At 69.3% G+C, this 25,879-nt stretch carries 23 protein-coding genes; 8 read left to right on the top strand and 15 right to left on the bottom strand.

Annotation, left to right across the window (positions count from 1 at the left end; all coding sequences use genetic code 11):
• From D7Y04_RS11585 to D7Y04_RS11575, 3 genes are read right to left on the bottom strand one after another with little or no spacing between them, the layout of a single operon-like run.
• Complete coding sequence (locus tag D7Y04_RS11585) at nt 1-879, bottom strand: SDR family oxidoreductase (protein ID WP_120574759.1); 879 nt, start codon at nt 877-879, stop codon at nt 1-3.
• A gap of 11 nt (nt 880-890) precedes the next feature.
• Entirely contained in the window at nt 891-2,057 is a 1,167-nt protein-coding gene (locus D7Y04_RS11580; protein ID WP_121759354.1) for an acyl-CoA dehydrogenase family protein, read from the bottom strand.
• A 36-nt stretch (nt 2,058-2,093) separates the two neighbouring features.
• The gene (locus D7Y04_RS11575; protein ID WP_121759353.1) at nt 2,094-3,788 is read right to left on the bottom strand and encodes an acyclic terpene utilization AtuA family protein; all 1,695 of its coding nucleotides are present in this window, start codon (nt 3,786-3,788) and stop codon (nt 2,094-2,096) included.
• Between the two features lie 96 nt (nt 3,789-3,884).
• Between D7Y04_RS11575 and D7Y04_RS11570 the strand changes: the two genes are divergently transcribed.
• The gene (locus D7Y04_RS11570; protein WP_120593986.1) at nt 3,885-4,517 is read left to right on the top strand and encodes a TetR/AcrR family transcriptional regulator; all 633 of its coding nucleotides are present in this window, start codon (nt 3,885-3,887) and stop codon (nt 4,515-4,517) included.
• 30 nt (nt 4,518-4,547) lie between these two features.
• Here D7Y04_RS11570 and D7Y04_RS11565 read toward each other — a convergent pair whose 3' ends face one another.
• Genes D7Y04_RS11565 through D7Y04_RS11555 form a run of 3 tightly spaced genes read right to left on the bottom strand, consistent with a single transcriptional unit; the run spans nt 4,548 to nt 6,925 of the window.
• Nucleotides 4,548-5,324 (bottom strand): zinc-dependent metalloprotease, encoded by a 777-nt coding sequence (locus tag D7Y04_RS11565; protein ID WP_120593987.1) that lies wholly within the window; start codon nt 5,322-5,324, stop codon nt 4,548-4,550.
• 23 nt (nt 5,325-5,347) lie between these two features.
• Nucleotides 5,348-6,148: a serine protease gene (locus D7Y04_RS11560; protein ID WP_121759352.1), complete on the bottom strand. Its 801-nt coding sequence runs from the start codon at nt 6,146-6,148 to the stop codon at nt 5,348-5,350.
• Between the two features lie 3 nt (nt 6,149-6,151).
• Nucleotides 6,152-6,925 carry a zinc-dependent metalloprotease gene (locus D7Y04_RS11555; protein WP_120593989.1) on the bottom strand — a complete coding sequence of 258 codons (774 nt, stop codon included), beginning with the start codon at nt 6,923-6,925 and terminating at the stop codon, nt 6,152-6,154.
• Nucleotides 6,926-7,300: 375 nt separating this feature from the next.
• On the opposite strand from D7Y04_RS11555, the gene D7Y04_RS11550 reads away from it, so the two are divergent.
• Nucleotides 7,301-8,482 (top strand): DUF6068 family protein, encoded by a 1,182-nt coding sequence (locus D7Y04_RS11550; RefSeq protein ID WP_120593990.1) that lies wholly within the window; start codon nt 7,301-7,303, stop codon nt 8,480-8,482.
• Between the two features lie 15 nt (nt 8,483-8,497).
• On the opposite strand, the gene D7Y04_RS11545 is transcribed toward D7Y04_RS11550, so the two are convergent.
• Nucleotides 8,498-11,563, bottom strand: coding sequence for a poly(A) polymerase (locus D7Y04_RS11545; RefSeq protein ID WP_120593991.1), 3,066 nt, complete (start codon nt 11,561-11,563; stop codon nt 8,498-8,500).
• A gap of 145 nt (nt 11,564-11,708) precedes the next feature.
• Here D7Y04_RS11545 and D7Y04_RS11540 point away from each other — a divergent pair, with 145 nt between their 5' ends.
• The gene (locus D7Y04_RS11540) at nt 11,709-13,190 is read left to right on the top strand and encodes a two-component regulator propeller domain-containing protein (RefSeq protein WP_121759351.1); all 1,482 of its coding nucleotides are present in this window, start codon (nt 11,709-11,711) and stop codon (nt 13,188-13,190) included.
• 10 nt (nt 13,191-13,200) lie between these two features.
• On the opposite strand, the gene D7Y04_RS11535 is transcribed toward D7Y04_RS11540, so the two are convergent.
• Nucleotides 13,201-13,932 (bottom strand): NAD-dependent deacylase, encoded by a 732-nt coding sequence (locus D7Y04_RS11535; RefSeq protein ID WP_120574772.1) that lies wholly within the window; start codon nt 13,930-13,932, stop codon nt 13,201-13,203.
• Between the two features lie 73 nt (nt 13,933-14,005).
• On the opposite strand from D7Y04_RS11535, the gene D7Y04_RS11530 reads away from it, so the two are divergent.
• On the top strand, nt 14,006-14,500 hold the full coding sequence (locus D7Y04_RS11530) for a GAF domain-containing protein (RefSeq protein ID WP_120593995.1): 495 nt from the start codon (nt 14,006-14,008) through the stop codon (nt 14,498-14,500).
• Between the two features lie 13 nt (nt 14,501-14,513).
• On the opposite strand, the gene D7Y04_RS11525 is transcribed toward D7Y04_RS11530, so the two are convergent.
• Nucleotides 14,514-15,431, bottom strand: coding sequence for a pseudouridine-5'-phosphate glycosidase (locus D7Y04_RS11525; protein ID WP_120593996.1), 918 nt, complete (start codon nt 15,429-15,431; stop codon nt 14,514-14,516).
• 192 nt (nt 15,432-15,623) lie between these two features.
• On the opposite strand from D7Y04_RS11525, the gene D7Y04_RS11520 reads away from it, so the two are divergent.
• Nucleotides 15,624-16,550, top strand: a complete 927-nt coding sequence (locus D7Y04_RS11520; protein ID WP_120593997.1) for a DMT family transporter — start codon at nt 15,624-15,626, stop codon at nt 16,548-16,550.
• A 6-nt stretch (nt 16,551-16,556) separates the two neighbouring features.
• On the opposite strand, the gene D7Y04_RS11515 is transcribed toward D7Y04_RS11520, so the two are convergent.
• From D7Y04_RS11515 to D7Y04_RS11505, 3 genes are all read right to left on the bottom strand, one after another.
• On the bottom strand, nt 16,557-18,293 hold the full coding sequence (locus D7Y04_RS11515; RefSeq protein WP_121759350.1) for an FHA domain-containing protein: 1,737 nt from the start codon (nt 18,291-18,293) through the stop codon (nt 16,557-16,559).
• Nucleotides 18,294-18,359: 66 nt separating this feature from the next.
• Nucleotides 18,360-19,535: a DUF2314 domain-containing protein gene (locus tag D7Y04_RS11510; RefSeq protein WP_121759349.1), complete on the bottom strand. Its 1,176-nt coding sequence runs from the start codon at nt 19,533-19,535 to the stop codon at nt 18,360-18,362.
• Nucleotides 19,532-20,146 carry a deoxynucleoside kinase gene (locus D7Y04_RS11505; RefSeq protein ID WP_120567141.1) on the bottom strand — a complete coding sequence of 205 codons (615 nt, stop codon included), beginning with the start codon at nt 20,144-20,146 and terminating at the stop codon, nt 19,532-19,534. The genes D7Y04_RS11510 and D7Y04_RS11505 overlap by 4 nt, the downstream gene beginning before the upstream one ends.
• 208 nt (nt 20,147-20,354) lie before the next feature.
• Here D7Y04_RS11505 and D7Y04_RS11500 point away from each other — a divergent pair, with 208 nt between their 5' ends.
• The 3 genes from D7Y04_RS11500 to D7Y04_RS11490 all read left to right on the top strand — a co-directional run bounded on the left by D7Y04_RS11500 (nt 20,355) and on the right by D7Y04_RS11490 (nt 23,235).
• The gene (locus tag D7Y04_RS11500) at nt 20,355-21,152 is read left to right on the top strand and encodes a 1-acyl-sn-glycerol-3-phosphate acyltransferase (protein ID WP_120594005.1); all 798 of its coding nucleotides are present in this window, start codon (nt 20,355-20,357) and stop codon (nt 21,150-21,152) included.
• Between the two features lie 7 nt (nt 21,153-21,159).
• A complete protein-coding gene (locus D7Y04_RS11495; RefSeq protein ID WP_121759348.1) occupies nt 21,160-22,542 on the top strand; it encodes a lipopolysaccharide assembly protein LapB in 1,383 nt (460 codons plus the stop codon).
• 132 nt (nt 22,543-22,674) lie between these two features.
• Nucleotides 22,675-23,235: a hypothetical protein gene (locus D7Y04_RS11490; RefSeq protein ID WP_120598105.1), complete on the top strand. Its 561-nt coding sequence runs from the start codon at nt 22,675-22,677 to the stop codon at nt 23,233-23,235.
• 130 nt (nt 23,236-23,365) lie between these two features.
• Here D7Y04_RS11490 and rplQ read toward each other — a convergent pair whose 3' ends face one another.
• The 3 genes from rplQ to rpsD all read right to left on the bottom strand — a co-directional run bounded on the left by rplQ (nt 23,366) and on the right by rpsD (nt 25,843).
• Nucleotides 23,366-23,785, bottom strand: a complete 420-nt coding sequence (gene rplQ, locus D7Y04_RS11485; protein WP_120567144.1) for a 50S ribosomal protein L17 — start codon at nt 23,783-23,785, stop codon at nt 23,366-23,368.
• Between the two features lie 191 nt (nt 23,786-23,976).
• Entirely contained in the window at nt 23,977-24,999 is a 1,023-nt protein-coding gene (locus D7Y04_RS11480) for a DNA-directed RNA polymerase subunit alpha (protein ID WP_120567145.1), read from the bottom strand.
• A gap of 217 nt (nt 25,000-25,216) precedes the next feature.
• Nucleotides 25,217-25,843: a 30S ribosomal protein S4 gene (rpsD, locus tag D7Y04_RS11475; protein ID WP_120574782.1), complete on the bottom strand. Its 627-nt coding sequence runs from the start codon at nt 25,841-25,843 to the stop codon at nt 25,217-25,219.
• Between the last annotated feature and the right edge of the window lie 36 nt (nt 25,844-25,879).

The following is a 25,879-nucleotide window of genomic DNA, read 5'->3' as shown; positions in this document are numbered from 1 at the left end:
TCACTTCTCCTTCGGGCCGTCGAGGATGGCGGGCCCCTTGGCCAGGTGGAACCCGTCGTAGGGCTTCGAGTTGGAGTGCTCCGACAGCGGGAACGCCTTGGTGTTGCAGGACGCGCCGCCGTCGATGCGGATGACCTCGCCGGTGATGAACGCCGCCACGTCGGAGAGCAGGAACACGATGGCGCCGCTCACCTCCGCTTCGGTGGCCAGCCGGTGCAGGGGCACCTGCTTGCGCAGGAAGGGGATCATCTCGCGGACGAAGGGGTCCTCATAGGTGTCCAGGCCGCTGGAGGCCACCCAGCCGGGCGCGACGGCGTTCACTCGCACGCCAGAGGCGGCCCACTCGACAGCGGCCGTCTGCGTCAGGTTGAACATGCCGGCGCGCGCCGCGCCCGAGTGCCCCATGCCCGGCATGCCGTTCCAGGCATCCGCGAGCATGTTCACGATGGCGCCGCCGTGCTCGCTCATGGACTGGGTGAACACCTCGCGCGCGACCAGGAAGCCGCCGGTGAGGTTCGTCGAGACGACCGCCTCGAAGCCCTTCTTGGAGATCTGCGACAGCGGCGACGGGAACTGCCCGCCAGCGTTGTTCACGAGCCCGTGGATGCGGCCATGCTTCTGGACGACGGCGGCGACCATGTCGCGCACCGCGGCCTCGTCCCGGATGTCCACGGCGTGCTGCGTGGACGCGTGGCCCTCGGCGGAGAGCTCGCCAGCGACCTTCTCCAGCTTCTCCGTCTTGCGGCCCACGAGGACGATGTGCGCGCCGAGCGACGCCAGCTCATGCGCGGTGCACCGGCCAATGCCGCTGCCGGCGCCGGTGACGATGATGGTGCGGCCCGCGAAGGAGTTCGGGGCGAAGACTGAACGGTATCCCATCGTATTGCTCCTCAGCCGCGCGCCTTGCGGGGCAGCGTTCCCATGGCCTTGCTGATGATTCCGAGCATCACCTCGTCGGCGCCGCCGCCGATGGACCCCAGACGCAGGTCCCGGTACGCACGGGCAACGGGGTTGTCCCAGGTGAAGCCCATGCCGCCCCAGTACTGGAGGCAGCCATCGACGAGCTCGCGAGCAAGCCGGCCCGACTTGAGCTTGCACATCGAGGCGAGCTTCACGACCTCCGGGTCGTCCTTGTTCTCGATGTACATGGCGACGGTCCGGTAGATGAGCGCCCGAAGCGACTCCACCTCTGTCTGCAACTCAGCGAGCCGGAAGTGCACGCTCTGGTTGTCGAGGATGGACTGGCCAAAGGCCTTGCGCTGGCGCGTGTACTCCGCCGTCTGCGCGATGATCCGGTCGAAGGTGACCAGCGTGCTCGCCGACACGAACAGCCGCTCCTCTTGGAACTGCTGCATCTGCATCGCGAAGCCGCGCCCCTCGTCGCCAATGCGGAAGCGCGCCGGAACGCGCACGCCGTCGAAGAAGAGCTGCGCCGTGTCTGACGCCCACATGCCGAGCTTGCGGATCTTCGACCGCGTGATGCCGGGGCTGTCCATGGGCACGATGATGAGCGACTTGTTCGCGTGCGCGGGCCCGTCACCCGTGTTGGCGAGCAGGCAGACCCAGTCCGCCTGCATCCCGTTGGTGATCCACATCTTGCTGCCGTCGATGACGTAGTCGTCGCCATCGCGGCGCGCCGTGGTCGTCACGCTCGCCACATCAGAGCCGGCGCCGGGCTCGCTCACCGCGATGGAGCAGACGCGCTCGCCCGTCAGCGTGGGCGCCAGGAACTCCCGTCGTAGCGCATCACTGCCGAAGCGTGCGAGCGCGGGAGTCGCCATGTCGGTCACGACGCCGATGGCCATGGGCAGCGCGCCGCAGGTGCAGTGGCCCAGCTCCTCCGCGAAGGCGACGGAGAACGACGCGTCCAGCCCCAGCCCTCCGAACTCCGTGGGCTTGGTGATGCCGAGCAGCCCGAGCTCGCCCAGCTTCTTGAAGACCTCCCGCGCCGGGAAGATCTCCGCCGCCTCCCAGGCGTCAATGTGCGGGTTCAGCTCCTGTTCCACGAACTTGCGGACGGTCTGACGGATGGCGCGGTGTTCCTGGGTCTGCTGCATGGGCTTCCTCGGTGGGCTCGGGCGCGGGCGAAGGCGCTACAGAAGCGATTCAGGGACGTCGACATGGCGCGAGCGCAGCCACTCGCCGAGCGCCTTGGCCTGTTGATCGAAACGGGTGGACGACGAGACGCCTTCGCCGAGCAGGCCCTCGACGACGAAGTTCAGGGCGCGCAGGTTCGGGAGCACGTGGCGCTGGACCTTCAGCTCGCGCGCCTCCGGAAGCAGCGTGCGCAGCTGCTCCTCCGTGAGCGTGTGCACCAGCCAGCTCCAGGCCTCGTCGGTGCGGACCCAGACGCCGATGTTCGCGTCCCCACCCTTGTCTCCGCTGCGCGCCAGGGCCACCTGGCCGAGCGGCACACGCCGGGTGGGGCCCGCCAGCAGCGGCGCGGGCAGCGACGGCGCGGGGACCGCTTCGAGCCCCCGAGTCTCCTCCGTCGGCAGCACGTCGATGCGCCGCCCATCCGGGAGCACCGCGACGTGCGGCACCTTGCGCGCATCCACATAGGCCGGGGTGTAGACGCCGAAGGGCGAAGCATCACCGGGCAGAGAGGGGAGGAAGAAGCCGGGGTAGCTGGACAGGGCGAGCTCCACCACGGCGCCGCTGAAGGCACGGCCGGCGACCTTGGGGTCGGCATCCTTCACGGTGACCCGCAGCGTCGCTGACGCCTGCTCCTCGCTCGGAGCGTCGGCGTGGTCGGTGCGAGCGAGCGTGTAGAGGACTTCGGCGGGCCGGGGCTCGAGCGTCGCGTCGAGCTGCGCGCGCACGAGCGCGGCCTTCTCCTCGATGTCGAGGCCGACGAGCATGAACTGGGCCTCGCTGCGGAAGCCGCCGAGCCGGTTCAGGCACACCTTCACGTCCGGAGGAGGCGGCTCGCCGCGCACGCCTGACAGGCGCACCCGGTCCGTGCCGTCGGCGTCCACCACGATGGTGTCGAAGCGCGCCGTCGCGTCCGGGCCTGCGTAGCGAGCACCGCCAATCTCATAGACGAGCTGGGCCTTCACGGTGTCGACGGTGACGGCGCCACCGGTGTACGGATGCTTGGTGATGATGCTGGACCCGTCCGCGAAGATCTCCGCGAGCGGGAAGCCGGGCCGGCGCGCGTCGATTTCACCGAAGCGCGCGAAGTTGCCGCCGGTCGCCTGGGCTCCGCACTCCAGGACGTGGCCCGCGACCATGGCGCCCGCGAGGCGGTCCCAGTCGTCGCGCTTCCAGCCGAAGTGAGCAGCAGCGGGACCGACGACCAGCGATGCGTCCGTCACGCGCCCCGTGACGACGATGTCCGCGCCTGCGTCCAGGCACGCGGCGATGCCCCAGCCACCGAGGTACGCATTCGCGGTGAGGGGCTGTTCGAAGCCCAGCTCGTCCGCGCGTCCGACGAGGTCATCGCCTTCGACGTGCGCGACACTGACGGTCAACCCGAGCTTCGTGGCGAGGGAGCGCAGGTCGTTCGCAAGCCCCTCCGGGTTGAGGCCACCGGCGTTGGCGACGATGCGGACCTTGCGCTCCACCGCGAGGCCGAGCGTCTCCTCCAACTGGCGCAGGAACGTCTTCGCGTACCCGCTGGACGGGTTCTTCAGCCGGTCGCGCCCCAGGATGAGCATGGTCAGCTCCGCCAGGTAGTCGCCGGTGAGGACGTCCAGCGGACCGCCCTCCAGCATCTCGCGGAACGCGGAGAAGCGGTCGCCGTAGAAGCCGGATGCATTGCCGATACGCAGCGAACGCGCGTCCATCGCACCTCCAGAACCAGGGAGCGGCGAGTCTGTCCCCCACCTCCAAATAAAGCAATCACGATTGCTTTTTTCTTCCCGTCGCAACACTGTGGCCGCATGAGCGGCACGGCGAGCGGAACGACACGGCAGGAGCAGGAGCGCAGCCGGGTGACGCGGCAGAAGCTGATGACGGCCGCCATCGAAGTGCTGGTGGAGAAGGGCTGGGCGGGGGCGACCATGGGCGCCATCGCGGAGCGCGCGGGAGTGTCACGCGGCGCTTGCCAGCACCACTTCCCGACGCGCGCGGCCCTGGTCACGGCCGCCGTCGAGCACGTCTTCCGCCAGCAGGTCGAAGAGCTGGTGCGGCGCGCGAAGGGCCTGCCGGAGAGCCGGCGGCGCGTCGAGCCGCTGCTGAACCTGCTCCACGACGTCTACGCCGGCCCGCTCTTCACCGCCGCGACGCATCTCTGGGTGGCGGCCGTGGCGGATGAAGAGCTGAAGGCCATCCTGCTGCCGCTGGAGACGCACGTCGGCCGTGAGGTGCACCGGCTCACCGTCGAACTGCTGGGACTCGACGAGCGCGACCGCGACGTCCGCGACGCCGTGCGTGCGACGCTGGACCTCCTCCGCGGACTGGCGTTGGCGAACCTGCTCCACGACGACACGGCCCGGCGCCGCAAGGTGTTGGCCCACTGGGCGCGGACGCTCGAAGCGCAGCTCACGCCCAAGCGCGCGACGCAGGCGGACTGAGCCTGGTCGCGCGTCGGACTCTCGCCAGACTCAGCAGCGGTAGAGGTAGCTCAGCGCGGTGATGTCCGTGCTGGTGAACTCACCGGTCGGGTTCGCCGGGAGGCAGGCGTTGAAGATGGACCCGTTCACGTAGGACGTGGAGGGCGTGCCGGGGATGAGGATGGCGCCCACGCCCGCCGTGCCCTCGCTGCCGCCCGTGCCGCAGCTGATGACCTGGGAGTAGTAGTCCGAGTGGCGCATGCCGACCGCGTGCCCCAGCTCGTGGGTGATGATGTGCTCGACCGTGTCGAGCGGCGAGGTGTTCCACCCCGTGCCGATGTTGATGGTCCCGTAGGGAAGGCCACCGGAGGGGTAGCCCGAGCTGTAGACCATGCCCGCCGCGGTCGCCGCGGTGATGTTCGCGTTGCAGCCGGTGGTCGGGCCCCGCACCATCGTGAAGCAGAGGCCCAGGGCGTTGTAGTTCTGGATGGCCAGGTCCAGGCCCTGGCTGAGGCGGCTGTAGGCGTTGAACGCGGACGTGGGGTTGATGCAGATCTTCCTCACGACCGCCTTGTTGATGACGTTCGTCGTCCGGTACTGCTCCTCGCTGTCCCCACCGGACTGGAGCATCTCGCGGGACGCCTCGACGCTCACCTCCGCGTCGCCGCCCACGTAGACGGACTCGTCCACGACCTTGATGTCGCGGGCCTGGAACCCCGCCTCGATCAGGTTGGAGATGGTCTCCTGGTGCTCTGGCCCCAGGTCGGTCCCACAGCCGGACAGCAACGCACCACAGCCCACCACGAGCACTGCCGCTCTCTTGAACATGGTCGTCTCCCCTCGGTCTGGCTTCAGCGCGCGACGATGTCGGCGTCCACCAGATACGGAGACGCAGCGACAATCGCTTCCATCGTCCAACCCCGGTTGGCGCCACGGCCGGTCGCGTCGCAATCGCCGTCGGTGTGGACGCCCACCAGGTGGCCCTGACGGTTGAGCACGCCCGCGCCGGAGCTTCCGACCAGGGTGTCCAGGTCCACGTAGTAGACCAGCGAGTCGCAGGCATCCAGGTAGTCGCCTTCGGCGATGACCTTGGGCTTGCCCCGGGGATGCTGGATGATGGCCAACCGCTCGCTGGGAACGGCTGAGAGCAGGACCGGCGTCACCTGGGGAATCACGTCCAGTTGGATGAGCGCGTAGTCGGGTTCGAGCGACTGCTCGATGACGGTGCCCTCGGTGATGAGCGGGTCTCCGTCGGCTTGCTCTTCGAAGTTGAAGACGAGCAGCGGCCGGTCACCGAGAGAGGCACAATGTCCCGCCGTCACCACCACGGGACCCGCGCTCGCTTCAATCAGTGTTCCGGTGCAGCGCCCGTCAATCAGGACGACCGCGTCCTCGACCGTCTGTGCGACGTCCGCGAACTCGCCCTGGTAGCTGTTGATGGGAGTGAAGTTCTCGGTCGGGCCACACTGCGTCTGGCCGCGAACCTCCGGAGGCTGGCGCACCCGCGACGCCGCGGGGCTCTCACACACCACCGGATGGGAATCCGCGGGCACCTCTTCCTTTCCACAGGCCGTAAGGCCCAGGAGGATGAAGGTGCCCGCGAGGATGCGACCCCTCGGACTCATGAAGGACTCAAGGGGTCGCAACGCCATTGCTTAGTAGATGGCGTTCAGCGCCGTGATGTCGGAGCTGGTCCACTCGCCCGTCTCCGTCGAGCGGAAGCAGGAGTTCATGATGGAGCCGCCGACCGTCGCGGTGCTCGGGGTGCCGGTGATGAGGATGGCGCCCACGCCCGCCGTGCCCTCGTTGCTGGCGGCGCCGCCGCAGCTGATGGCGCGGTTGTAGTAGTCCGAGTGACGGAAGCCGACGCAGTGGCCGAGCTCGTGCGTGATGACGTGCTCGTTCACGTCCACGCTGTAGGTGTTCAGGCTGGTGCCGATGTTGATGGTGCCGTAGGGGTTGCCGCCCGACGGGAAGCCCGCGGAGCCGCCGGCGCCGGAGGTCACCGTCGCGGTGATGTTCGCGCTGCAGCCCGTGGTGGGGCCACGCGCCATCGTGAAGCTCAGGCCGCGCTGGTTGTAGTTCTGGATCGCGAGATCCAGGCCCTGGCTCAGGCGGGTGTAGCTGTTGAACGTAGACGTGGGGTTGATGCAGATCTTCGTCTTGGAGGAGCTGACGACGTTCGTCGTGCGGTACTGCTCCTGGGTTTCCTTGCTCGCCGGCTGGAGCATCTCGCGGGAAGCCTCCAGGGTGACGTGCGCGTCACGGCCCACGTACACCTGACCCTCGGCGACCATGATGTCGTCCGCGGGGAAACCGGCCTCGACCAGGTTGGAGATGATCTCCTGGTTCTCGGTCTCCAGGTCGGTACCGCAGCCAGACAGCATCGCACCACAGCTCGCCACGAGGACTGCCGCCTTCTTGAACATTCGTCGTTCCTCTGGTTCGGGGGAGATCCGCTGCCGCCTGACCTTCCCGTCAGCCGCGGACAGCTTGCCCAGCCACTGAGCAACTGCCGGGCCAGCCGTGCTCCAGAGGGAATAACCCGGTTTTGTTGAATTGCTTGGAGCGCCAGCACTCCAGCTTCCAAGAATGTGAGCGTAACGTTACGTGACGCTTTGAACTCCAAGTGGCTGTTGTGACAGAGTTTTTACTCGTCACCCTGGGATTCACTGATTTTCGGACAGGGGTGTCTTCTAATCAGTCACCCTCCCCAGGGTCGCATTTACTCCCACTATTCCGGAAATCCTCACTGAACGTGCGATAGCTGCGAATTGAATCCACTCCCGGTATTTCCCGTCCCCATGACCATGCGCCCTTCCCTTCCCCTTGCCGCGCTTTTGGGTGCGGCCCTGTCGTTCCTCCCCGGCTGCGAGAGCACGAAGTCGAGCGGCCCTTCCGCATCCGACACGCGAGCCGACAACACGGCGTCCGTGCAGGCCGCCGAGGCCTGGGCGCGAGCACGCGTGGGAGACCGCGTCACCTATTCCTTCAGTGCGACGCGGGGTCCCGAGCCGCGCGGTGGCGGCGCCGCGCGCACGGTCCAGGGACAACTGACGCTGGAAGTGGTGGCCGTGCAGCAACCCTGGGTCTGGGTGCGCGCGACCTACAGCGATGAGAGCGGCAAGCCCCTGCCCCAGGCGAAGCTGGCGAAGGATCTGCTCATCCCCGTGCGCGCGGACATGACACGCGCGCTCGACGTGCCGCACGGAGGCACTGCCACCGCGGAGGTCGCCTCCAGCGCGGGACGCAACTGGGAGGCCGTGCGCTACGTCACCGACCAGCGCTCCTTCGATGGTCCCCTGCGCACGCGCGTGTATGCCAATGCGCCGGGCCCGCTGTACCTCGCCCGTGGCCTGATTGAAGGGAGCACGGAGTCCGCCGGCTTCCGCGTGCCGGGCGGATACCAGCTGAAGCTCAAAGAGGTCCGTGAGGGCTCGGCCGATGCCAGCGCTCCAGTGCCCGCGCTGGAGAGGCCCCTGGGCCCGGGCGCGTACTACGAGCGATACGTGGACGTGGGTCCTGGCCCCGGCGTGCATCGCGTGTGCTTCACCGCGGAGCGCGGCTACCTCCTGCGCACCGAAGGCCCCGTCGACGCCAATGCCGCCCCCTGCTCCGACTTCTCCCAGGCCGAGCCGGAGCCCCTGGAGGAGCTGTTGATGGGCATCCCCTCGGAGGTGGTCTTCACGGAGGACTGGCCGCCCGCCGCCGCAGCCAACGGCACCCGGGGCACGTTCAGCGCTGAGGGCCACGACGTGCCCGCGCTCATCAAGCAGAGCAACGAGGATGTCGAAGGCACCCAGCGAGCCTTCTCCGAGACCTACGCGGCCGACCCGTGGGCGCCGGGGCTCGCGGGCCTGCCGTATGAAGCGCGCTTCCAGCCGCTCGCCAACACCACTGAGCGCGTGGTGCTGGGCGGCAAGAACGAGCCCGAGGGCGGCACGAAGATCGTGCGCTGGGGCTCGTGGCTCGCGGGGCAGAAGTAACGCGGGTGACACGCGTCACGGAGCGGGAGTGTCGCTCCGTGCGCTGTCATTGCCACGTACCCATTCGACCTGGAGCACCGCGCCGGATGGGCGGTGCGTCCATTCATGGAACGACGCGCGGAAGGCCTCCACGGCCGCGAACAGCGGACTGGACGGGTGCCAGGACAACGCAGCCGCGTCCCGTGCTTCACGCACCTCCAGACCGATGAGCAGCGCTCCTGTGGCCTGCGCGGGTTGCAGCGGGCGTACGGTGAGACGGCGGTCTCCTTCCAGCCGATACACCAGGGCCGTGACGTGTCCGAGGATCCACCCCGCGACGACCTCCCGGTCCTCGGCGGTGGGCGCGTCGACGGACAGGCGCAACGCGACGGGTGGAACCTCGTTGGCGCTCAGGGGCTGGAAGAGCGCCGCCCAGGCGGAAGGCGTGCGTGAGGCCCGGGCCTTGGCCACGAGCTCGCGAGCACGGAGCAGTTCCTCCCGGATGACGCGGTAGGTGGACCGCGACACATTGCGCGCGGTGTTTCGAGCCGGAAGCGCGGGGGCGATGACGGGCAGGAGGTCGCGCTTGCCTTCGGGCCGGTAGCGCGCGGTTTCGGGAGTGAGCGTCACGGGCTGAGGCCAAGGCCAGGAGGCGAAGGTGCCGAAGAAGTGCGCGAGCAGCGCCGCGTCGGACCGCATGGCATCCGGAGTCGCGCGGGTGCAGGCCCAGGCCGCGAGCAACGTCCACGACAACCCGCCGAGGTAGCCCAGCGCGTGCGAGTAGATGCCCCGGGCCCGGGCCCAGGCCTTCACCGCGCGCATCAGGGTCCGGAACCGCGCGGTCCGTGCGGCGTCACGGGCAACGGCGTCCATCAGGCCCAACGTATCCGCCAGGCCCAACACGGCACGGAGGCCCGCGGGGTCGAGCCGCTCGCCGTGCTGCTCGATCAGCGTCAGGGGGTCTTCCGGGGGAACGCCCTCTGGACGGCTCGCATAGGCCAGATCGAAGCTCACGCCCAAGAGGGACAGCTTCACCAGCGGGATGGCGGCGTCCGCTACGTAGCGGGCCGTGCCCGGTGCCAGTTCCTGGAGCAGTGATTGCGCGAAGGCGTCGCGAGACAGGCTCGACGGTCCGATGGCGACCGCGTCCACGTCACTGCCCGCGCCATCCGTGCCCAGGAGATAGGAGCCATACGGGTGCAGCGTGGCGCCGATCCGTTCGCAATGCTGACGCAGTTGCTCCACCGCCGCGGTCCTGGCGGTGTGTCCTTCGTGTGACTCGGCGGCGCCGATGGAGGCCAGTGCATCGCGCAGCGGAGCGTCTTCGTGCTCCGGGATTGCGCGGGGCCCCTGTGCCAGGGGAATGCGCCGGATGACCTCGAAGGGCGTGTCACCCTTCCTCCGGATGAGGCAGAGCTCGCCCACGCGGAACTTCAGCGGCCGCCATGCGCGCTGCCACTCGCCGAGCGTTCGGACGATGCCCGCGGAGAGCGGAAGCTGTCCCACGGAGAGATGGGGCGTGAAGCCACCGTGAGCGGACGAGGCGCATTCGGGAAGGGCCGCCACGAGCTTCGCGTGCAGGGCCGCCAGCGCGGCGGAGGGCTGGTCGTCGGGGCGAAGCCACGCTGTCGCGTTGGCGCGGTGCTCGAAGTGGCCGAACGTGGAGAGCGTCACCTCGAAGGGTTCGACGCCCTGGAGGGCATCCAAGAGGATTGCTTCCGCCGTCTCGAAGTCCTCTTCCGGAACGAAGGGATACAGCAGCGTGATGTGAGGCATCCACCGCTGGAACTTCGCGTCGTGCTTCTTGCGCAGCGCCTGGATGGGGCCCCAGACGTCGTCAGGAGGGATGAGCACCAGGGCCGTGTGATGGACCAGCGCCGTGGAGGAGCGCGAGGAGTGCGCCTCGCGAGATTCGATCGCCTCACGGCGAAGGACGCAGCGCAGCCCGAAGTGATCCGAAACGAAGAGGGCCTGTCCGCCAGGCCCGGGAGGTCCCACCAGGGGCGCTTCGCCGAAGAGTTCCACGGACTCAGGAGCGAGTCGGCCTGAAGCAGACGCCACCAGCACCCGGTCCAATCGCCGCAGCATTCCCGAGACGGTCGTGACTGCCGCCAGGCTGTTCAGCCGGGGGTTGAACGTCTCCCCCGCTTCCGAAGGTCTCAGCGAGGGCCACGCATCCACGAAGCCGGCGCGCGCGAAGGACTCTGCTTCTGGCGCGCCGTCGCCAAAGTTGAAGTCACCGGCCAACACCAGGTCCGGGGCCTCGGTCTCGCTCGTGGAGCCGAGCACGCGGGCCCATTCGAGGAGGGTCTCGACCTGGCCGGCGCGCGCGGAGGCTCCGGACGCATCCCGGTCGCTCGTCAGGTGCGGAGTGGCCACCCACAGCGTGCCGCCCGACAGGTGCAGTTCGGCGGCGATGATGCGCTTGTCGCGGGAGAAGACGCGCTGCCACAAGGAGGCGATCGGCACACGCGACAGGAGCACCTGTCCGTAGGGCGTCACGGTCTGCGCGCCGGGACCGTCAGACATCCAGAAGTGTTCGCGCACCCAGGGGTCAGAGAGCAGGGCCTTGAGGAACGACGGGGTGACTTCCTGGAGCGCGATGACGTCCGCGTGGGTCTCACGGAGCAGCGCGAGCGCCGCCGGGGTCCTGCGCTCGGTCGCCAGCAACTGCGCGTCGTACAGGTCGAAGAGGACGTTGAAGGTGGCGACGGTGAGCAGCGCCGAGGTGGGAAGAGCGTGGCCCGGCTCACGAGAGGCCTGGGTCCACGATCCAGAGCGCGCGTCGTACCGCCATGCGGGCAAGGGCGTGAACCCCGGCACCGTGACGGGCTGGGGTGGCGAGGTCTCTTCCGAGGGACGGGCGTTGCTCAGGAGATCAATGCGCGCCTTGCGGTCCCACACCACCAGGGTCCCGCGCTTGAAGTACCAGACGCGGTGCCACGGAATCTCACCGTCGGGGATGAACGCCTCGAAGGGCATCTCCTCCAGCGCGCCGCGGTGAGCGTCGTAACCAACGACGAACTCGCGGGCGTCATGCCGCGAGTCCCACCGGATCCGGTGATACACCTCGCGGCTGGTCGTGAAGCGTTCCTGGGACATGGCGAGGATCCGTGGGCAATGGGAAGCGGATGGCACGCCGGACCGGCCGCGCACGCGCCGCGTTGACGCGAGGAATTGAACGAGCCTGACGCGAAACACGTTGGCCCGTGTCTTGCCATGAAGCCCTCATGGAGGAAGACACGGAATGGGTATTCGCGCAGGCGTGGTGGGGGCGGGGTTGGTGTTCATGTCTTTGTTGTCGGTGGGTTGCAGCGACCAATCCCCGACAATCGATCCGCAGGAGGGGCCCGTCACGGATCCGTCCGATGGAAACGAAGTTCCCTCGCTCCCCCCTCCGGGTTCCCTTCCGGACGCCGGCACGCCCCCTCCGGATGAAGATGGCGGGACACCCGATGCCGGCGAGACGCCCGACGCGGGGACGCCGCCGGATCCCGATGCAGGCACCGGCGAGACGCCCGACGCAGGGCCGTGGCCCACGGACACGGTGCTCGACTACACACGCTCGTTCGGCGCCGGCACTCCCCAGAGCGTCGGCGTTGATGAAGGGCTCAACCTCTGGCTCCTGGACGGCCGCCGCATTGGTGTCCTGCGCCCGGGCGACACCCAGCCCACGTGGAGTTCCAACGTCGGGCAGGCGGCGGAGCCGTTCGGCCCGGACTCACTCGCGACTGGCGCCACCGTCATCTGCGGCGGTGAAGCCGGACGCGCGTACGTGGGCTACTCCGCCAACGAGATGAAGCGCGCCGAGGGCATCGAGCAGCGCACGTACATCCCCTGGAGGGGCGAGGCGGGCTACTCCGCCGAACGGTTCGCCGAGTACCGGAAGGGAGACCTCGACGCGGTCCGCCTCCAGACTGACGGCAGCGTCAAACTCGAGGAGCACCTCTGGCGCACCACCGGCGCGTCGAACGCGGGCCGAGAGGCGGGCATCCACAACACCAATGACTTCCACTACGAGGAGGACCGCTCCGTCCTCAACTGCGCTCGCGTGACTCGCGGCCGCGACCGTGGCGACCTCTACATCACCACAAACCACGGCGTGACGCGCGTCCAGGGGCTCATCTACAACAGCCACCGCCACCCGGGCTGGTACCTCTTCGAGGACGGCTCGGAATGGGGCTCGCTGCAGTGCCCGTACATGCACGGCCTGGGCATCGGGCAGAACGGTGACGTGCTCGTCGCCAACGAGCAGATGGTCGGCGTGCTCGTGCCCAGCCCCAAGCTGGAGGACTGGGACCGCGAGCAGACCTGGGAAGGCCCCACGCCCTGGTCGTTCAAGAGCTACAACGACGCGCTCAACGGTCAGACCACCGACGACTACTGGCGCGCCTTCGAACAGGTTCGCTCGGGCCGCTACTACCTGGGCAGCGAGCAGTACGGCGTCTGGGCGATGACGCCCAAGAACCGTTCGACGGGAAGCTGGTCCAAGCTCGCGGGGCTGCCGTCCAACCGCATCCGCTCGCTCAAGGCAACGGACGACGGCGCGCTCTACATCGGCACGGACGGCGCCGGCCTCTGGCGGCTGGAAGCGGATGGCACCACGCTGGCCCAGGTGCGGGATGTGTCCGGCCAGCGCGTGCTGCAGATGGTCTACGAACCCACCGTGACGCCGAGCATGCTGCTCGTCCTCACCGACAAGGGGCTCACGGTCCTCCGGGGACCGTAAGCCCAGGCCCTCAGGCGAGCTTCGCCAGGGTGGGCAGCACCTGTCCGCTCTGTCCCTGGACGAAGTGGTGGAAGCGCTCCGTGTTCGCGGCGGACTCGTAGTTCACGAGCCACGTGTCCCCGCGCACGGAGCGCACCTCGTCCACGATGCCCGCCGCGGGCCACACCGCACCGGACGTGCCCGCGGCCAGGAACACCAGCCGCGTGCCGTCGTTGCGCGTGATGAACTCGCCAATGCGCGCCAGGTCCTTGGGGTCCAGCATCTCCCCGAACCAGACGATGTCCGGCCGCAGCCGGCCTCCGCAGCCGTCGCACTTCGGCACCGTGCCCGACGGGTGAACGGAGGTGTCGGCGAAGGGTGCACGCTGGCAGTCCGCGCACTTCGTGCGGAAGAGATTGCCGTGCATGTCCACCACGCGCTGGCTGCCCGCCTTGGTGTGCAGGCCGTCCACGTTCTGCGTGGCCAGGAGGAAGCGGTCACCCAGGTGCTGCTCCCAGCGCACCAGCGCGTCGTGGCCCGGGTTGGGCTTCACGTCCGCCGCCCCCGTCCGGCGCTGCGAGTAGAAACGCCAGACGAGCGCGGGGTTCGCCTCGAAGCCCTGCGGGGACGCCACCGCCTCCACGGGGTGGTTCTCCCACAGCCCGTTCATGCCCCGGAAGGTGGGCACCCCGCTCTCCGCGGAGACTCCAGCACCGGTGAGCACGAGAAGGCGGGTTTTCGAATCCAGGACGAGCGGTTCCACACGACCTCCAGTGCCAGCCGGCACGAGGGTTGTTAGAAGGGGCGAGACTGAATTCCTGACAGAGGACCCCATCATGGCCGAAGTCACCCTGGATCTGCGCGGTCAGCCCAAGGCAGAGGCATACGCAGAGCTGAAAACCCACGCGCTCGCCATCCTCGAAGGCGTGGATGACGACATCTGCGCGATGGCGACGATGAGCTGCCTGCTGCACAACGCCTTCGGCCACCTGTGGACCGGCTTCTACCGGGTGGTGACGCCCGGGAAGCTGCTGCGCGTGGGCCCCTACCAGGGAACGCTCGGGTGCCTGGAGATCACCTTCGGCAAGGGCGTGTGCGGCACGTCCGCGGCGAAGGGCGAGACGGTGGTGGTGGCGGACGTGCACGCCTTCCCGGGCCACATCACCTGTGACGGCCGCTCCGCGTCGGAGATCGTGGTGCCGGTGTACGGGCGCAACCGCGAGCTGCTCGCCGTGCTCGACATCGACTCCGAGCACAAGAACACCTTCGACGACGTGGACCGCGCGGCGCTGGAAGACCTGATGTCCTGGTTCCAGCACCGCACGGCCTGATTCCGCGCGACGTTCAGCGCTTCGCGAGACGGGCGTAGGCCACGGCCAGCGCCCCCGCGAAGCGCGCGTTGTTCTCCAGGAGCGCCAGGTTCGTCTTGAGGGTCTTGCCCCCGGTGCGCTTCGCCATCTCGCCCAGGAGGAACGGCGTCACGGCCTTGCCGCGCACGCCCTGCCGGTCCGCATCCGCCAGCGCCGACGCGATGTGCAGCTCCACGTCGTTGCGAGGCAGCGCGGCCTCCACCGGAGGCGGTACGGTGTAGAGCACGCCACCCTGCCCCAGCATCTCGAAGCGCGCGTGGGCGATGCGCGCGGCGGCCTCCGCGTCGTCCGCGCGATGCTCCAGGGAGAGGCCGGACTCCCGGCTGTAGAAGGACGGCAGCTCGTTCGTGCCCACGCCGATGACGGGCACGCCCGCGGTCTCCAACAGCTCCATCGTCTTGGGCAGGTCCAACACGGACTTGGCCCCCGCGCACACCACGGCGACGGGGTAGCGAGACAAGGCCGCGATGTCCTGCGAGATGTCCCAGTGCTCGGAAGCGCCCCGGTGCACGCCGCCGATGCCGCCGGTGGAGAAGACGCGGATGCCCGCCGCCGCGGCCAGCTCGCACGTGGCGCTCACGGTGGTGCCGCCGCTGGCCCGGGTGGCCACCGCCACGGCCAGGTCGCGCGAGCCCACCTTGAGGAGCTTCTCCTTGCCCTCGGCCAGGCGGCGCAGCGTGGCGTCCTCCAGGCCAATCCACACCTCACCGTCCACGAGCGCGATGGGCGCGGGCACGGCGCCGGCGCGGCGGATGGCCTCCTCGCACGCGCGAGCGGCAGCCAGGTTGTCGGGATACGGCAGGCCCTGCGCGACGACGCTCGTCTCCAGCGCCACCAGCGGCTGCCCGGAGTCCTTCGCGCGCCGCACCTCGTCTGAATAGCGGAAGTCCATGGGCGGGCATTTACGCCATGGCCCGGGCGGCCGGACAAGCACGGGCGTGGGGAAACGTCGGCGTGACATCGCCACACCCGGCCCGGAGCACCGCGCGTGCGTGTCACCTGACAGGGAAGCGGCGCGGGCCCGCGTGTTCGTTGCAGCCCCGTCGGTTGCATCCGGACTCGCTCCGCCCTATGCCCCGCCGCCGTGAGCACCTCGTCGCCCGCGGTCGCAGCGCCTGCCCGTCTCCTCTCCGCCTCCGACCTGGCGATGATCGCCGTCGTGGTCGTCTGGGGGACGAACTACACCCTGGTGAAAGACGCGCTGGAGGGCATGCCGGCGCGGGCCTTCATGTCGCTGCGCTTCGGACTCGCCGCGCTCGCGATGGGGCTCGTGCTGCTGGCGGTGGAAGGCCACAAGCCGATGCCGTGGAAGACGTTCCTGCGGCTCACCGCGCTGGGGTTCGTGGGCAACACGCTGTACCAACTGTGCTTCATCGAAGGACTCTCGCGGACCACTGCGGCCAACAGCGGCATGCTCACGGCGGTGAGCCCGGTGGTGACGGCGGCGCTTGGCGCGGCGCTGGGCATCGAACGGCTGCGGCGCCCGGTCGTCGCGGGGCTCTCGCTCGCGGTGGTGGGCACGCTGCTCGTCGTTGGCGCGCGAGGCCCGAACCTGGGCGCGGAGACATGGACAGGTGACGCGCTGATTGTCGGCAGCTCGCTGTGCTGGTCCATCTACACGGTGGGCACACGCGCCGTGGGAGAAGGCATCTCCGCGCTGCGCGTCACCGCCATCACCATGCTCACGGGAGCCCCGGGGGTCGTGCTGGCCGGTGCGTCCCAGGTCGTCGCGATGGACGCGTCGCGCGTGAGTGCCGCGGGCTGGGTGGCGCTCGTGTACTCGGCGCTGGTGCCGCTGGTGCTCGCGTACTTCGTGTGGTTCCGCAGCGTGCAGCAGGTGGGTACCAACCGCACGACGCTCTACGGCACCGGCATCCCCGTGGTCGCCGCCCTCACCGCCTGGGCCGTCCGCGGTGAACGCCCCACCCTGTTCCAGATGCTCGGCGCGGCGCTCATCCTCACAGGCGTGTTGATCAGCCGCCGCAAGGACAGCGCCGTCACCAAGGCCTGACCGCGCTCAGCCGCGAGTCCCCCGCTCGAGCGTCAGCCCGTACTCCTCCATCTTCCGGTCGAGCGTGGGCCGGCTGATGCCCAGCAACTCGGCCGCGCGGACCTTCTTCCAGCCGGACTCGCGAAGCGCCTCCGCGATGGCGTCGCGCTCCAGACGAGCCACCTGCTCCTGCAACGTGCGAGGCGCCTGCCCCACCGCGCCCTCGCGCACCTCTGGAGGCAGCTGCGGAATGCCCACGTGGCCCGCCGCATACACGCGTCCCAGCCGCTCCGCGACCAACTCCAGCTCGCGCACGTTCTGCGGCCACGGATACTCCGCCAGCAGGCGCCGGGCCTCGGGTCCCAGCACTGGCGCCTCCCGCCCGCCCTGCCGGGCCCCGCGCAGCGCGAAGTGCTCCAGCAGCACCGGCACGTCCCCCCGCCGCTCGCGAAGGGGCGGGACCTCCATCTCGAAGCCCGTAAGCCCCCGGGCCAGCGCCGCGTCGAACTCTCCCCGGGACGCGAGCCGCGACACCGGCGAGCCACTGGTGGCGACGACGCGCACGTCCACGGGCTCCTCTCCGCCCTGCCGAGCCGGAGCCGCGCGCCGGGCCAGCATCCGCGCCAGCCGCTCCGCCGCTGGACGGGGCAGCGCCTCCACATGGCGCAGGAGCAGCGTGCCCGCGTCCGCGCGAAGCACCGCGGAGGTCACCGGAGGCTGGCCGGGCGCACCTGCTCGGCCGAAGAGCGCCACCTCCACCGCCTCCAGGGACTGCCGGCACTCCACCGTCACCCACGGCCCCAGCGCACGCGGGGACTTTCCATGGAGGAAGTGCGCCAGCAGCGCCTTGCCCGTGCCCGGCTCGCCATGCAGCACCACCGGGGCGGCACTGCCCGCCGCCCGCCGAGCCTCCTCCACCACGCCCCGGAACGCCCGCGAGTTCCCCAACGGCGTCACCCACGGCGTCTCCGCGGCCTCCGCCTCACCGCGAGAGCGCACCGCCGTATAGGCCTCACCGCCCAGCCGCCCCAGTGACGCGAGCAGTTGGCCCTCGCCCTCGGTGAACGGCGACTCCTCGCGCTCCACGTACAGCACGCCAAAGGGCATCCCGCCCGAAGCCACCAGCGGCGAGCACAGCGCCGTGTCCGTGCGCCCCAATTCCTTGCGCTCCAGCGCCGCCTGCACCAGCGCGCGAGGCACCTCCACGGATGCCGCGCCGGACACCGCCGCCGTGCGAAGCCCCTCCGGCCCGCTCAGCAGCGCCGCGGCGCGGTCCGCGTTGAGCGCGTGCGCCATCTCCTCCGACAGCCGCCGCAGCACCATGGCCTCGCTGGTGGCCCCCAGCAGCGCCGTCCCCGCCGAGTACATCGCCGCGGCCGCGCCCACGTGCGGCAGCACCTCCTCGATGGGTACGTGCGCCGGCTCCTGAGCGACCACGCCGGAGGGCTCGTCGACGATGGACACCGGCGGCGGCTCGTACACCGCGATGGTGGCGCCCACGCGCATCCGGTCACCCGGCCGCAGCACCGCCTCTTCCTGGAGCGCCAGCCGCTGTCCATTGAGCAACGTGCCGTTGGTGGAGCCCAGGTCGCGCAGCCGCACCTGTCCCGCGACGGTGTCCAGGAACAGCTGCGCGTGGCGGCGCGACACCTGGTCGTCTTCCAGCGGGATGTCGCAGGAGGGACTGCGGCCGAGGGTCAGCTGGGAGACAACCTCGTACCGGCGCCCCGCCGAGGGGCCCGTGAGCAGCAGCAATGCCGGCATGCGGACGGGGAGCCTAGCAGCGCCCCTCGGGGCACTCGCAAGACGCGTCGGGTTGGACGCGCAGCGCTACATGGGACGTTCGGCGTTCAAAAGAGCGCGCAGTTCGGACTCGTTGAGCGCGCGGCCTTCCCGGGCGATGGCCAGGGCGTTGATCTGCTTCTCCTCCACCTCCACGTGGGCTCCCTTGCGCCACTCCGTGGTGTGCACCGCGCCATCCACCAGCCGGCCCACGACGGAGCCCTCGTCCCGGGCCACCGCCTCCAGCCACAGGTTCTCCACCACCACCTCGCCCTCCGGATGCGTCTCGAAGGGGGCCCGAACCAGGAACGTGAGGGGCTCCATCAACCCCTTGCGCTGGAAGCGCGCCAGGAACGCGGGCAACAGCGCCTGCGCCTCCTCGTGCATGGCCTGGGTCTGCTCGGCCGGCTCCTTGGCGAAGCGCTCCCGGTACGTCGACAGGAGCTCCGCCGTGTTGTGCCGGCCCAAGGGCGACACCACCGTGAGGAACAGCCCCTCGTGGCCATCGAAGGCATCCAGCGGCACGCCCAGCAGGTTCGCACGGGCCTCCTCCGACGGCACCAGGGTGAAGCTCTGGCCCTCGCTGGTGGCCACCTCCGAGCGCAGCGCCGGCCCCTGCGCGAACGCCAGGTCCGTGCACAGCTCGTGGAGGAAGCTCTCCGCGGCCAGCAGGTCGCCCTCGCCCAGGTGGAAGATCTCCACGTCGCGCGCGCCGAATTTCTCCATCCCGTGCGAGTGCACCCACAGCGGCGTGTCCCCTTCCGCCAGTTCGATGGCGTGCAGGTGCACGTGGTCGCGGATGTCGAAGTCCAGCTCGGTGATCTCGACCACGTCCTCGGGCTCGTGCAGCTTGAACGCCGTCAGGTCCACGAGCACGCCCGGCGCCTGCTCCATCAGCGTGCGCACGGTCCACAGCGCCTCGAAGACGGGCAGCGTGGGCTGCGCGCCTCCCGGCTCCAGGAGGAACGCGTAGCAGGCCTGGGACTTCTCCACGCGCGCGAAGGCCTCCGGGCTGCCGCTGAACAGCTCCTGCGGGACGCGAGGACGGCCGTCGCTCAGGGGCTTGAGCACCACCTTCACCTCCGAGCCGTCCGCCCGCACGGTGAAGCCCCAGTCGCCCTCGTGCGGCACGAACTCCACCTCGTCCGTCGCGAACGCCGCGCGCAGCGCGTCCAGGGCTGGCGGCACGGACTGCTCGGTGGCCAGGACGTAGACCTCCTTCACAGGTGCTTCTCTATCTGTCGGAAGAGGTCCACGCGGTCCACCAGGTTGGTGAGGTAGTCCAGCTTGTCCGTCCCCAGCACCAGCACCGGTGACAGCGAATAGCCCTCGAACCACTCTTCGTAGAGGGCGTTGAGGCGCTTCAGGTAGGCGGTCGGGATGTCCTTCTCCATGGTCCGCCCGCGCAGGCGGATGCGCTCCTTCAAGGTGATTACCGGGCAGCGCAGGTAGATCATCAGGTCGGGCGGCCGGAGCGACTGGGAGATGGTCTGGTACAGCTCCCAGTAGGTGGACCAGTCCCGCTTGTCGATGAGCCGCTGCCGGTGGAGGTTCTTGGCGAAGATCTCCGCGTCTTCGTACAGGGTCCGGTCCTGGAGCACGGTGCCCGGCGTGCGCTCCAGTTCCCGGTGCAGTCGGAACTTGTGCGTCAGGAAGAAGAGCTGTGAGCGAAACGCCCACGTCTTCATGTCCTTGTAGAAATCCGCGAGATAGGGGTTCTGGTCATTGGGCTCGAAGGACGGCGTGAGGCCGTACTTCCGGCACAGGAAGGACGTGAGCTCCGTCTTTCCGGCTCCGATGTTGCCCGCGATGGCGATGAACTTTTTCCTGGCCACGCCACCCTTGCTTGTAACCCCGGCGAGCGGCATTCACCAGAAACAATGGCAGGGGGAGCCATGGTAGATAAAGTGCATGCCCCCGCCCCGTTCCGCACGTCCAGGAGCCGGCGCCTGCGCCGCGTCGCCTGGCTGCCCGACCGGTGAGCGGCACCCCCGGGGCCCTTCCGGCGCTCAGGCCCCCCGGTAGGAGGAAAGGCGACGCATGTTGCGCAAGCTGTGGTGCATCCTGGTGGTCATGGTGTGGTCCCCGATCAGCTTCACCCTCGCATGCCTCGCGATGCTGGTGACGCTCAACCCGTCGCGCTCGGTATGGGTCGCCCGATGGATCTGGTCGCCCGTGCTCCTGTGGGCCGGTGGCGCGAAGCTGGAGGTCATTGGCGGGGAGAACGTGGACCCGAAGCGGCCCACCATCTACGTCGGCAACCACATGTCCACACTCGACATCCCGGCCCACTTCCTCGCCGTGCCGGTAGACTTCCGTTTCGTCGCCAAGTCGCAGCTGCGCTTCGTGCCGTTCATCGGCTGGTACCTCTGGCTCGCGGGCCACGTCTTCATCAACCGCGGAGACCGTTCGTCCGCCATCGCGTCGCTTGAAAAAGCCGCCCGGAAGATCCGCGCGGGCACCAGCATCTTCCTGTACCCGGAGGGCACCCGCTCCCAGGACGGCCGCGTGCTGCCCTTCAAGAAGGGCCCCTTCGCGCTCGCGCTCAAGGCCCGCGTGCCCATCTGCCCCGTCACCATCGAGGGCACCGACAACGTGATGCCCAAGAACTCGTGGAACATCACCCCCGGCCCGGTGCGCGTGAAGATTGGCCGCCCCATCGACACCAGCGGCTTCGCGGACAACGACCGCGAGGGCCTGGCCCGCGCCGTGCGCGAACAGATCATCGCCGACAGCCTCTCCCTGGGCGGCAAGGGCGGTGACCCGGACACCGCCGTCGCCGCGCCAAACCGCGAGGGCGTCGCGCAGCGTGCGTCCTCCGTCACCTCCAAGGCCTCCTGAGCTCCCCGTGCCCCTGACGCCGCCCTCGAACCGCCTCCGCACGCTCCGCTGGCCCGCCGCCCTCCTGGGGCTCGGGTTGCTCGCCACCGGCTGCGGCCACGGCCAGGCCCAGGCCCCCGCGCTGTCTCCCCAGGCCCAGGCGCGCGCCTACCTGGATGGCAACCAGCCGGATGAGGCCGTGAAGCTCCTGAGGGAGCTGCATGCGCGCACGCCGGACGACGTGGACGTCGCCCGCGCCCTCACCGAGGCCCAGGTGAAGGCAGGCCGCGCGGATGCCTGGGCGGAGGAGCTGCGCCAGGCCATCGCGAAGAACGAGCGCGCGGTGGACCAGTACATGCTGGGCCTGACGCTCTTCTCGCGGGCCCGGGACGCGGGCGCCCCCACCGTGGCCGCCTTCGAGCGCGCCATCGTACTGTCCCCCACCACCGCGGAGTTCCATTACCGCCTGGGCGTGGCGCGCCTGGAGTCGGAGCAGTACGCCGCCGCCCTCGGCCCGCTGCGCAAGGCCGTGGAGATGGCCCCGGAGCGCGCGGGCTGGAAGCTGCCCCTGGCCAAGGCCCTGGCCCGCACAGGCGACACGGCGGGCGCCGTGGAGGCCCTGGGTACTGTCGTGCGCGGCAGCCCCACCCCCGCGGAAGTCGCTACCGCACGGGCGCTGATGAACCCGCTGGCGGACCCGTTCCAGAACTTCCCCAAGGCGGCGGAGGCGAAGCTCGAGGAGGGCATGCGCTACCTGCACGAGCTGGACGCGCCCCAGCACGCCCTCATCGCCTTCGAGGAGATCCTCCACGACTACCCGGACCTGGCCGTGGTGCACGCCCTCCTGGGGCTGGCCTACCAGCGCCTGGATGACGCCGGCCGCGCCGTGGACGAATTCAAACAGGCCATCGAGCGCGCCCCCCAGGACGGCAAGAACCAGCTCTACCTGGGGGAGCTGTACCTGTCGCGCCAGCGCACGGACGCGGCGCGCACCGCCTTCGAGAAGGCCGCGGCGCTCAATCCGCTGCTGGACCTGGCCTGGTTCCGCCTGGGCGACATGCGCCTGGAGGCCCGGGACCTGGACACGGCGAAGGAGGCCTTCCAGGTGGCCGTGACGCTGGCGCCGGACTCGGCGGCCGCGCGAGGCAAGCTGTCGCTCGTGTACCAGTTGCAGGGGGACTACGCGGCCGCGCAGCGCGAGCTGAAGGCCGTGGCGGACAAGGACCCGGACAACACCGAGTTCGCCCTGCGCCTGGGCCTGCTCTACACCGAGGAGGCCCAGAAGGCCCGCCGCCCCGAGGATCGCCAGAAGGCCGCGAGCGAAGCGGAGCGCTGGCTGGGGAAGGTACTGGAAACCCAGCCCGACAACGCGGTGGCCAGCAAGGCGCTGCAGGTGCTCAAGGGCCAGTAGCCACCGGCGCACCGGCCCCTCTACACTCCGCCTCCGATGAGCGACGCGCGCAAACCCGCCCCTCCCAGCACCCCGCCGCCCCGGACGCCGTCCAATCCCGGCACCCAGCCCCGTGCGGCCACCAGCCCCGGCATGCGCGCAGTGAGCGCCGCCCGCATGGCCCCGCTGGAGAAGGCGAAGCCGGAAGGCCCCCTGGGCAAGCGCGTCGCCGCGGAGACGTCCAACGTCGTCCTCAACGCCTTCTCCATCCTGAAGGAGCAGTTCGCGGACTTCCGCGCGAGCAACCGCTTCTTCAAGTACAAGGCCGGCATCGTCGCGGGCTGGCTCGTCCTGTCCGTCGCCAGCTTCGGCATCGCGTGCCCGGGTAGATCCCTGGACACGGGTGACATGGACGCGCGCCTGGTGCTCAGCGACAAGCTGGACCGGCCCTCTGTCACCATCTGGAACGAGAGCAAGGACGTCTGGCGCGACGTCATCATCACCGTGAACAACGAGTACAAGGCGGTGGTGGCAGAGGTGCAGCCCGGCAACTTCGTCACCATCACGCCCAAACAGCTCCTGGGGAAGACTGGCGGCGCAGCGCCCGCGGACCTGCGCTTCCAGGCGCTGACGATGAAGAGCGCGGACGACAAGGCGGACCTCACGCCTTCCCTCCAGGAAGAGTGGCAGCGCCTCCTCGCGCCGAAGAAGTAGCCCGCCGCGAGCGGTCCTCCAGCAGATGCCGGAAACACGAAGGGCGCCCTCCTGAAGCAGGAAGGCGCCCTCGGTGCTTCTTCAGCCCGGCCAGGCCTCACTCACGTGAGACCCGGGCGCGGGGAACGGCTCAACCCTCGGTCTTCGCCTCGGCGGGAGCCTCGGTCGTCTCAGCGGCGGCCGGAGCCTTCGCGGGACGGTCCACCAGCTCGATGAGGGCCATCTCCGCGGCGTCGCCCCGGCGGAAGCCCAGGCGCACGATGCGGGTGTAGCCACCCGGACGGGAGGCGTAACGCTCCTTGTACTCGCTGAACACCTTCTGGAGGACCGTGCGGTCCTTCACGGTGCGGGCGGCAAGGCGCACGTTGGACAGGCCACCGCGCTTGGCGAGCGTGATGATGCGCTCGGCCAGCGGACGGACTTCCTTCGCCTTGGGAACGGTGGTGCGGATGGCCCCGTGCTCCAGCAGGGACGTGACCATGTTGTTCAGCATCGCGAGACGGTGGCTCGTGGTGCGGTGCAGCTTCCTTTGTCCGACCTTGTGGCGCATGCGCGTGCTCCGGGGCCTCTTCTTGAGAACCCCACCACTCCGGCCGTATCAGGTACCGGGTGGGAAGGACGGCCCCGACACTGGGGGCCGCCGTTGAATCGGGCCCTGTGTACCAGGGCCCCCTGCCTTCGCGCCACCGTGAAGCCGTGTCGGTGGGAAGCCAAGGCAGGTGCTTCAGGAAACGACGACGCTCAGGCCTTGGGGGCCGCGGGAGCCGGCGCGTTCTTCGGCGGCCAGTTCTCCAGCTTCATGCCCAGGGACAGGCCCATCTCCGCGAGGATCTCCTTGATCTCCTTCAGAGACTTGCGGCCGAAGTTCTTCGTCTTCAGCATCTCCGCCTCGGTGCGCTGGACCAGGTCACCGATGGACTTGATGTTCGCCTGCTGCAGGCAGTTGGCCGAACGCACCGACAGCTCCAGCTCGTCCACCGAGCGGAACAGGTTCTCGTTGAGCTTGGCCTCTTCCTTCGGCGCCTCGGCGACGACCGGCTCCTCGGTCTCGTCGAAGTTCACGAACACCGTGAGCTGCTCCTTGATGATCTTCGCCGCGTACGCCACCGCGTCCTGCGGCACCACGGAGCCGTCCGTCCAGACCTCGAGCGACAGCTTGTCGAAGTCCGTGACCTGACCGACGCGCGCGTTGGTGACCTGGTAGTTCACCTTGCGGATGGGCGAGAAGAGCGAGTCGATGGGGATGGTCCCGATGGGCGCGCCCGGCACCTTGTTGGTGGACGCCGGCACGTAGCCACGGCCGCGGCGGCACATCAGCTCCATGCGCACCTTGCCACCCTCGGACACGGTGCAGATGTGGTGACCCGGGTTCAGGATTTCGACGTCCTGGTCCGCGATGAGGTCGCCCGCCTTCACTTCCTTGGGGCCTTCCACCTCGATGCGCAGCGTCTTCGTCTCGTTCGTGTGCATCCGGAGGAGGACCTCCTTCAGGTTCAACACGACGTCCGTGACGTCCTCGGCCACCTCGGGGATGGTCGTGAACTCGTGGTCCACGCCCTCAATCTTCACGGAGGTGATGGCCGCGCCCTGCAGCGACGACAGCAGCACCCGCCGCAGCGAGTTGCCCAGCGTCGTCCCGAAGCCGCGCTCCAGCGGCTCCGCCACGAACTTGCCGTACGTGGGGCTCAGCGAGTCCTGGTCCACTTCCATGCGGCGCGGCTTGATGAGGTCGCGCCAGTTCTTCGCAACAAACGTGTCGGCCATGGGGACTGCTCCTCTGGTCGTGCGCCATCACCCACTTCCCCGCCAGATTGACGGGAGGACGGGCACGCGGGGGGACTGCTAACAACCTCGCCCGGCGCGCGCAGAACGCGGCCTCCAGGCGACGAAACGACAGGTGACAAAGCGACAACGCCCCGGCCTTGTCGGCCAGGGCGTCCACCGCGGGAGGGACCCACCGAAGCGGGCCCGGCATCCCTGCTTACTTCGAGTACAGTTCGACGATCAGCTGCTCCTGGATGGGCATGGTCAGGTCCTCGCGGTTCGGGACCGTCTTGACCGTGCCCTTGAACGACTTCTTGTCCAGGTCGATCCACTGGGGAACGCCACGACGGTCCACCGTCTCCAGCGCCTCGGAGATGCGGAGCACCTTGCGGCTCTTCTCCACCACTTCCACGGCGCTGCCCGGCTTCACGGAGAACGACGGGATGTTCACCCGGCGGCCGTTGACCTGGAAGTGACCGTGACGCACCAGCTGGCGCGCCTCGTTGCGCGTGTCCGCGAAGCCCATGCGGAACACCACGTTGTCCAGGCGGAGCTCCAGCTGCTGCAGCAGGTTCTCACCCGTCTTGCCCTTGGCCGCGGACGCGCGGTGGTAGTACCCGCGGAACTGGTTCTCGAGCAGGCCGTACATGCGCTTGACCTTCTGCTTCTCGCGCAGCTGCACGCCGTAGCCGGAGAACTTCACGCGGCCCTGGCCGTGCTGACCGGGGGGATAGGGGCGGCGCTCAATGGCGCACTTGTCCGTGTAGCAACGGTCGCCCTTGAGGTACATCTTCAGGTTCTCGCGCCGGCAGATACGGCAGGCGCTCGCGGTATAACGAGCCACGGAAACTCTCCTTGCAGATGGTCTGGAGCCGGGCCC

Origin of the sequence: Corallococcus sp. AB038B (assembly GCF_003668955.1) — a bacterium.
Taxonomy (GTDB): Bacteria; Myxococcota; Myxococcia; order Myxococcales; family Myxococcaceae; genus Corallococcus; species Corallococcus exiguus.
This window is presented reverse-complemented; position numbering and strand designations above follow the sequence as displayed.

Bases quoted from the DNA above. Each gene is read 5' to 3' on its own strand.
- D7Y04_RS11585 (WP_120574759.1), bottom strand. From the start codon at position 879: ATGGGATACCGTTCAGTCTTCGCCCCGAACTCCTTCGCGGGCCGCACC.
- D7Y04_RS11580 (WP_121759354.1), bottom strand. From the start codon at position 2,057: ATGCAGCAGACCCAGGAACACCGCGCCATCCGTCAGACCGTCCGCAAG.
- D7Y04_RS11575 (WP_121759353.1), bottom strand. From the start codon at position 3,788: ATGGACGCGCGTTCGCTGCGTATCGGCAATGCATCCGGCTTCTACGGC.
- D7Y04_RS11570 (WP_120593986.1), top strand. From the start codon at position 3,885: ATGAGCGGCACGGCGAGCGGAACGACACGGCAGGAGCAGGAGCGCAGC.
- D7Y04_RS11565 (WP_120593987.1), bottom strand. From the start codon at position 5,324: ATGTTCAAGAGAGCGGCAGTGCTCGTGGTGGGCTGTGGTGCGTTGCTG.
- D7Y04_RS11560 (WP_121759352.1), bottom strand. From the start codon at position 6,148: ATGGCGTTGCGACCCCTTGAGTCCTTCATGAGTCCGAGGGGTCGCATC.
- D7Y04_RS11555 (WP_120593989.1), bottom strand. From the start codon at position 6,925: ATGTTCAAGAAGGCGGCAGTCCTCGTGGCGAGCTGTGGTGCGATGCTG.
- D7Y04_RS11550 (WP_120593990.1), top strand. From the start codon at position 7,301: ATGACCATGCGCCCTTCCCTTCCCCTTGCCGCGCTTTTGGGTGCGGCC.
- D7Y04_RS11545 (WP_120593991.1), bottom strand. From the start codon at position 11,563: ATGTCCCAGGAACGCTTCACGACCAGCCGCGAGGTGTATCACCGGATC.
- D7Y04_RS11540 (WP_121759351.1), top strand. From the start codon at position 11,709: ATGGGTATTCGCGCAGGCGTGGTGGGGGCGGGGTTGGTGTTCATGTCT.
- D7Y04_RS11530 (WP_120593995.1), top strand. From the start codon at position 14,006: ATGGCCGAAGTCACCCTGGATCTGCGCGGTCAGCCCAAGGCAGAGGCA.
- D7Y04_RS11525 (WP_120593996.1), bottom strand. From the start codon at position 15,431: ATGGACTTCCGCTATTCAGACGAGGTGCGGCGCGCGAAGGACTCCGGG.
- D7Y04_RS11515 (WP_121759350.1), bottom strand. From the start codon at position 18,293: ATGCCGGCATTGCTGCTGCTCACGGGCCCCTCGGCGGGGCGCCGGTAC.
- D7Y04_RS11490 (WP_120598105.1), top strand. From the start codon at position 22,675: ATGCGCGCAGTGAGCGCCGCCCGCATGGCCCCGCTGGAGAAGGCGAAG.
- rplQ (WP_120567144.1), bottom strand. From the start codon at position 23,785: ATGCGCCACAAGGTCGGACAAAGGAAGCTGCACCGCACCACGAGCCAC.
- D7Y04_RS11480 (WP_120567145.1), bottom strand. From the start codon at position 24,999: ATGGCCGACACGTTTGTTGCGAAGAACTGGCGCGACCTCATCAAGCCG.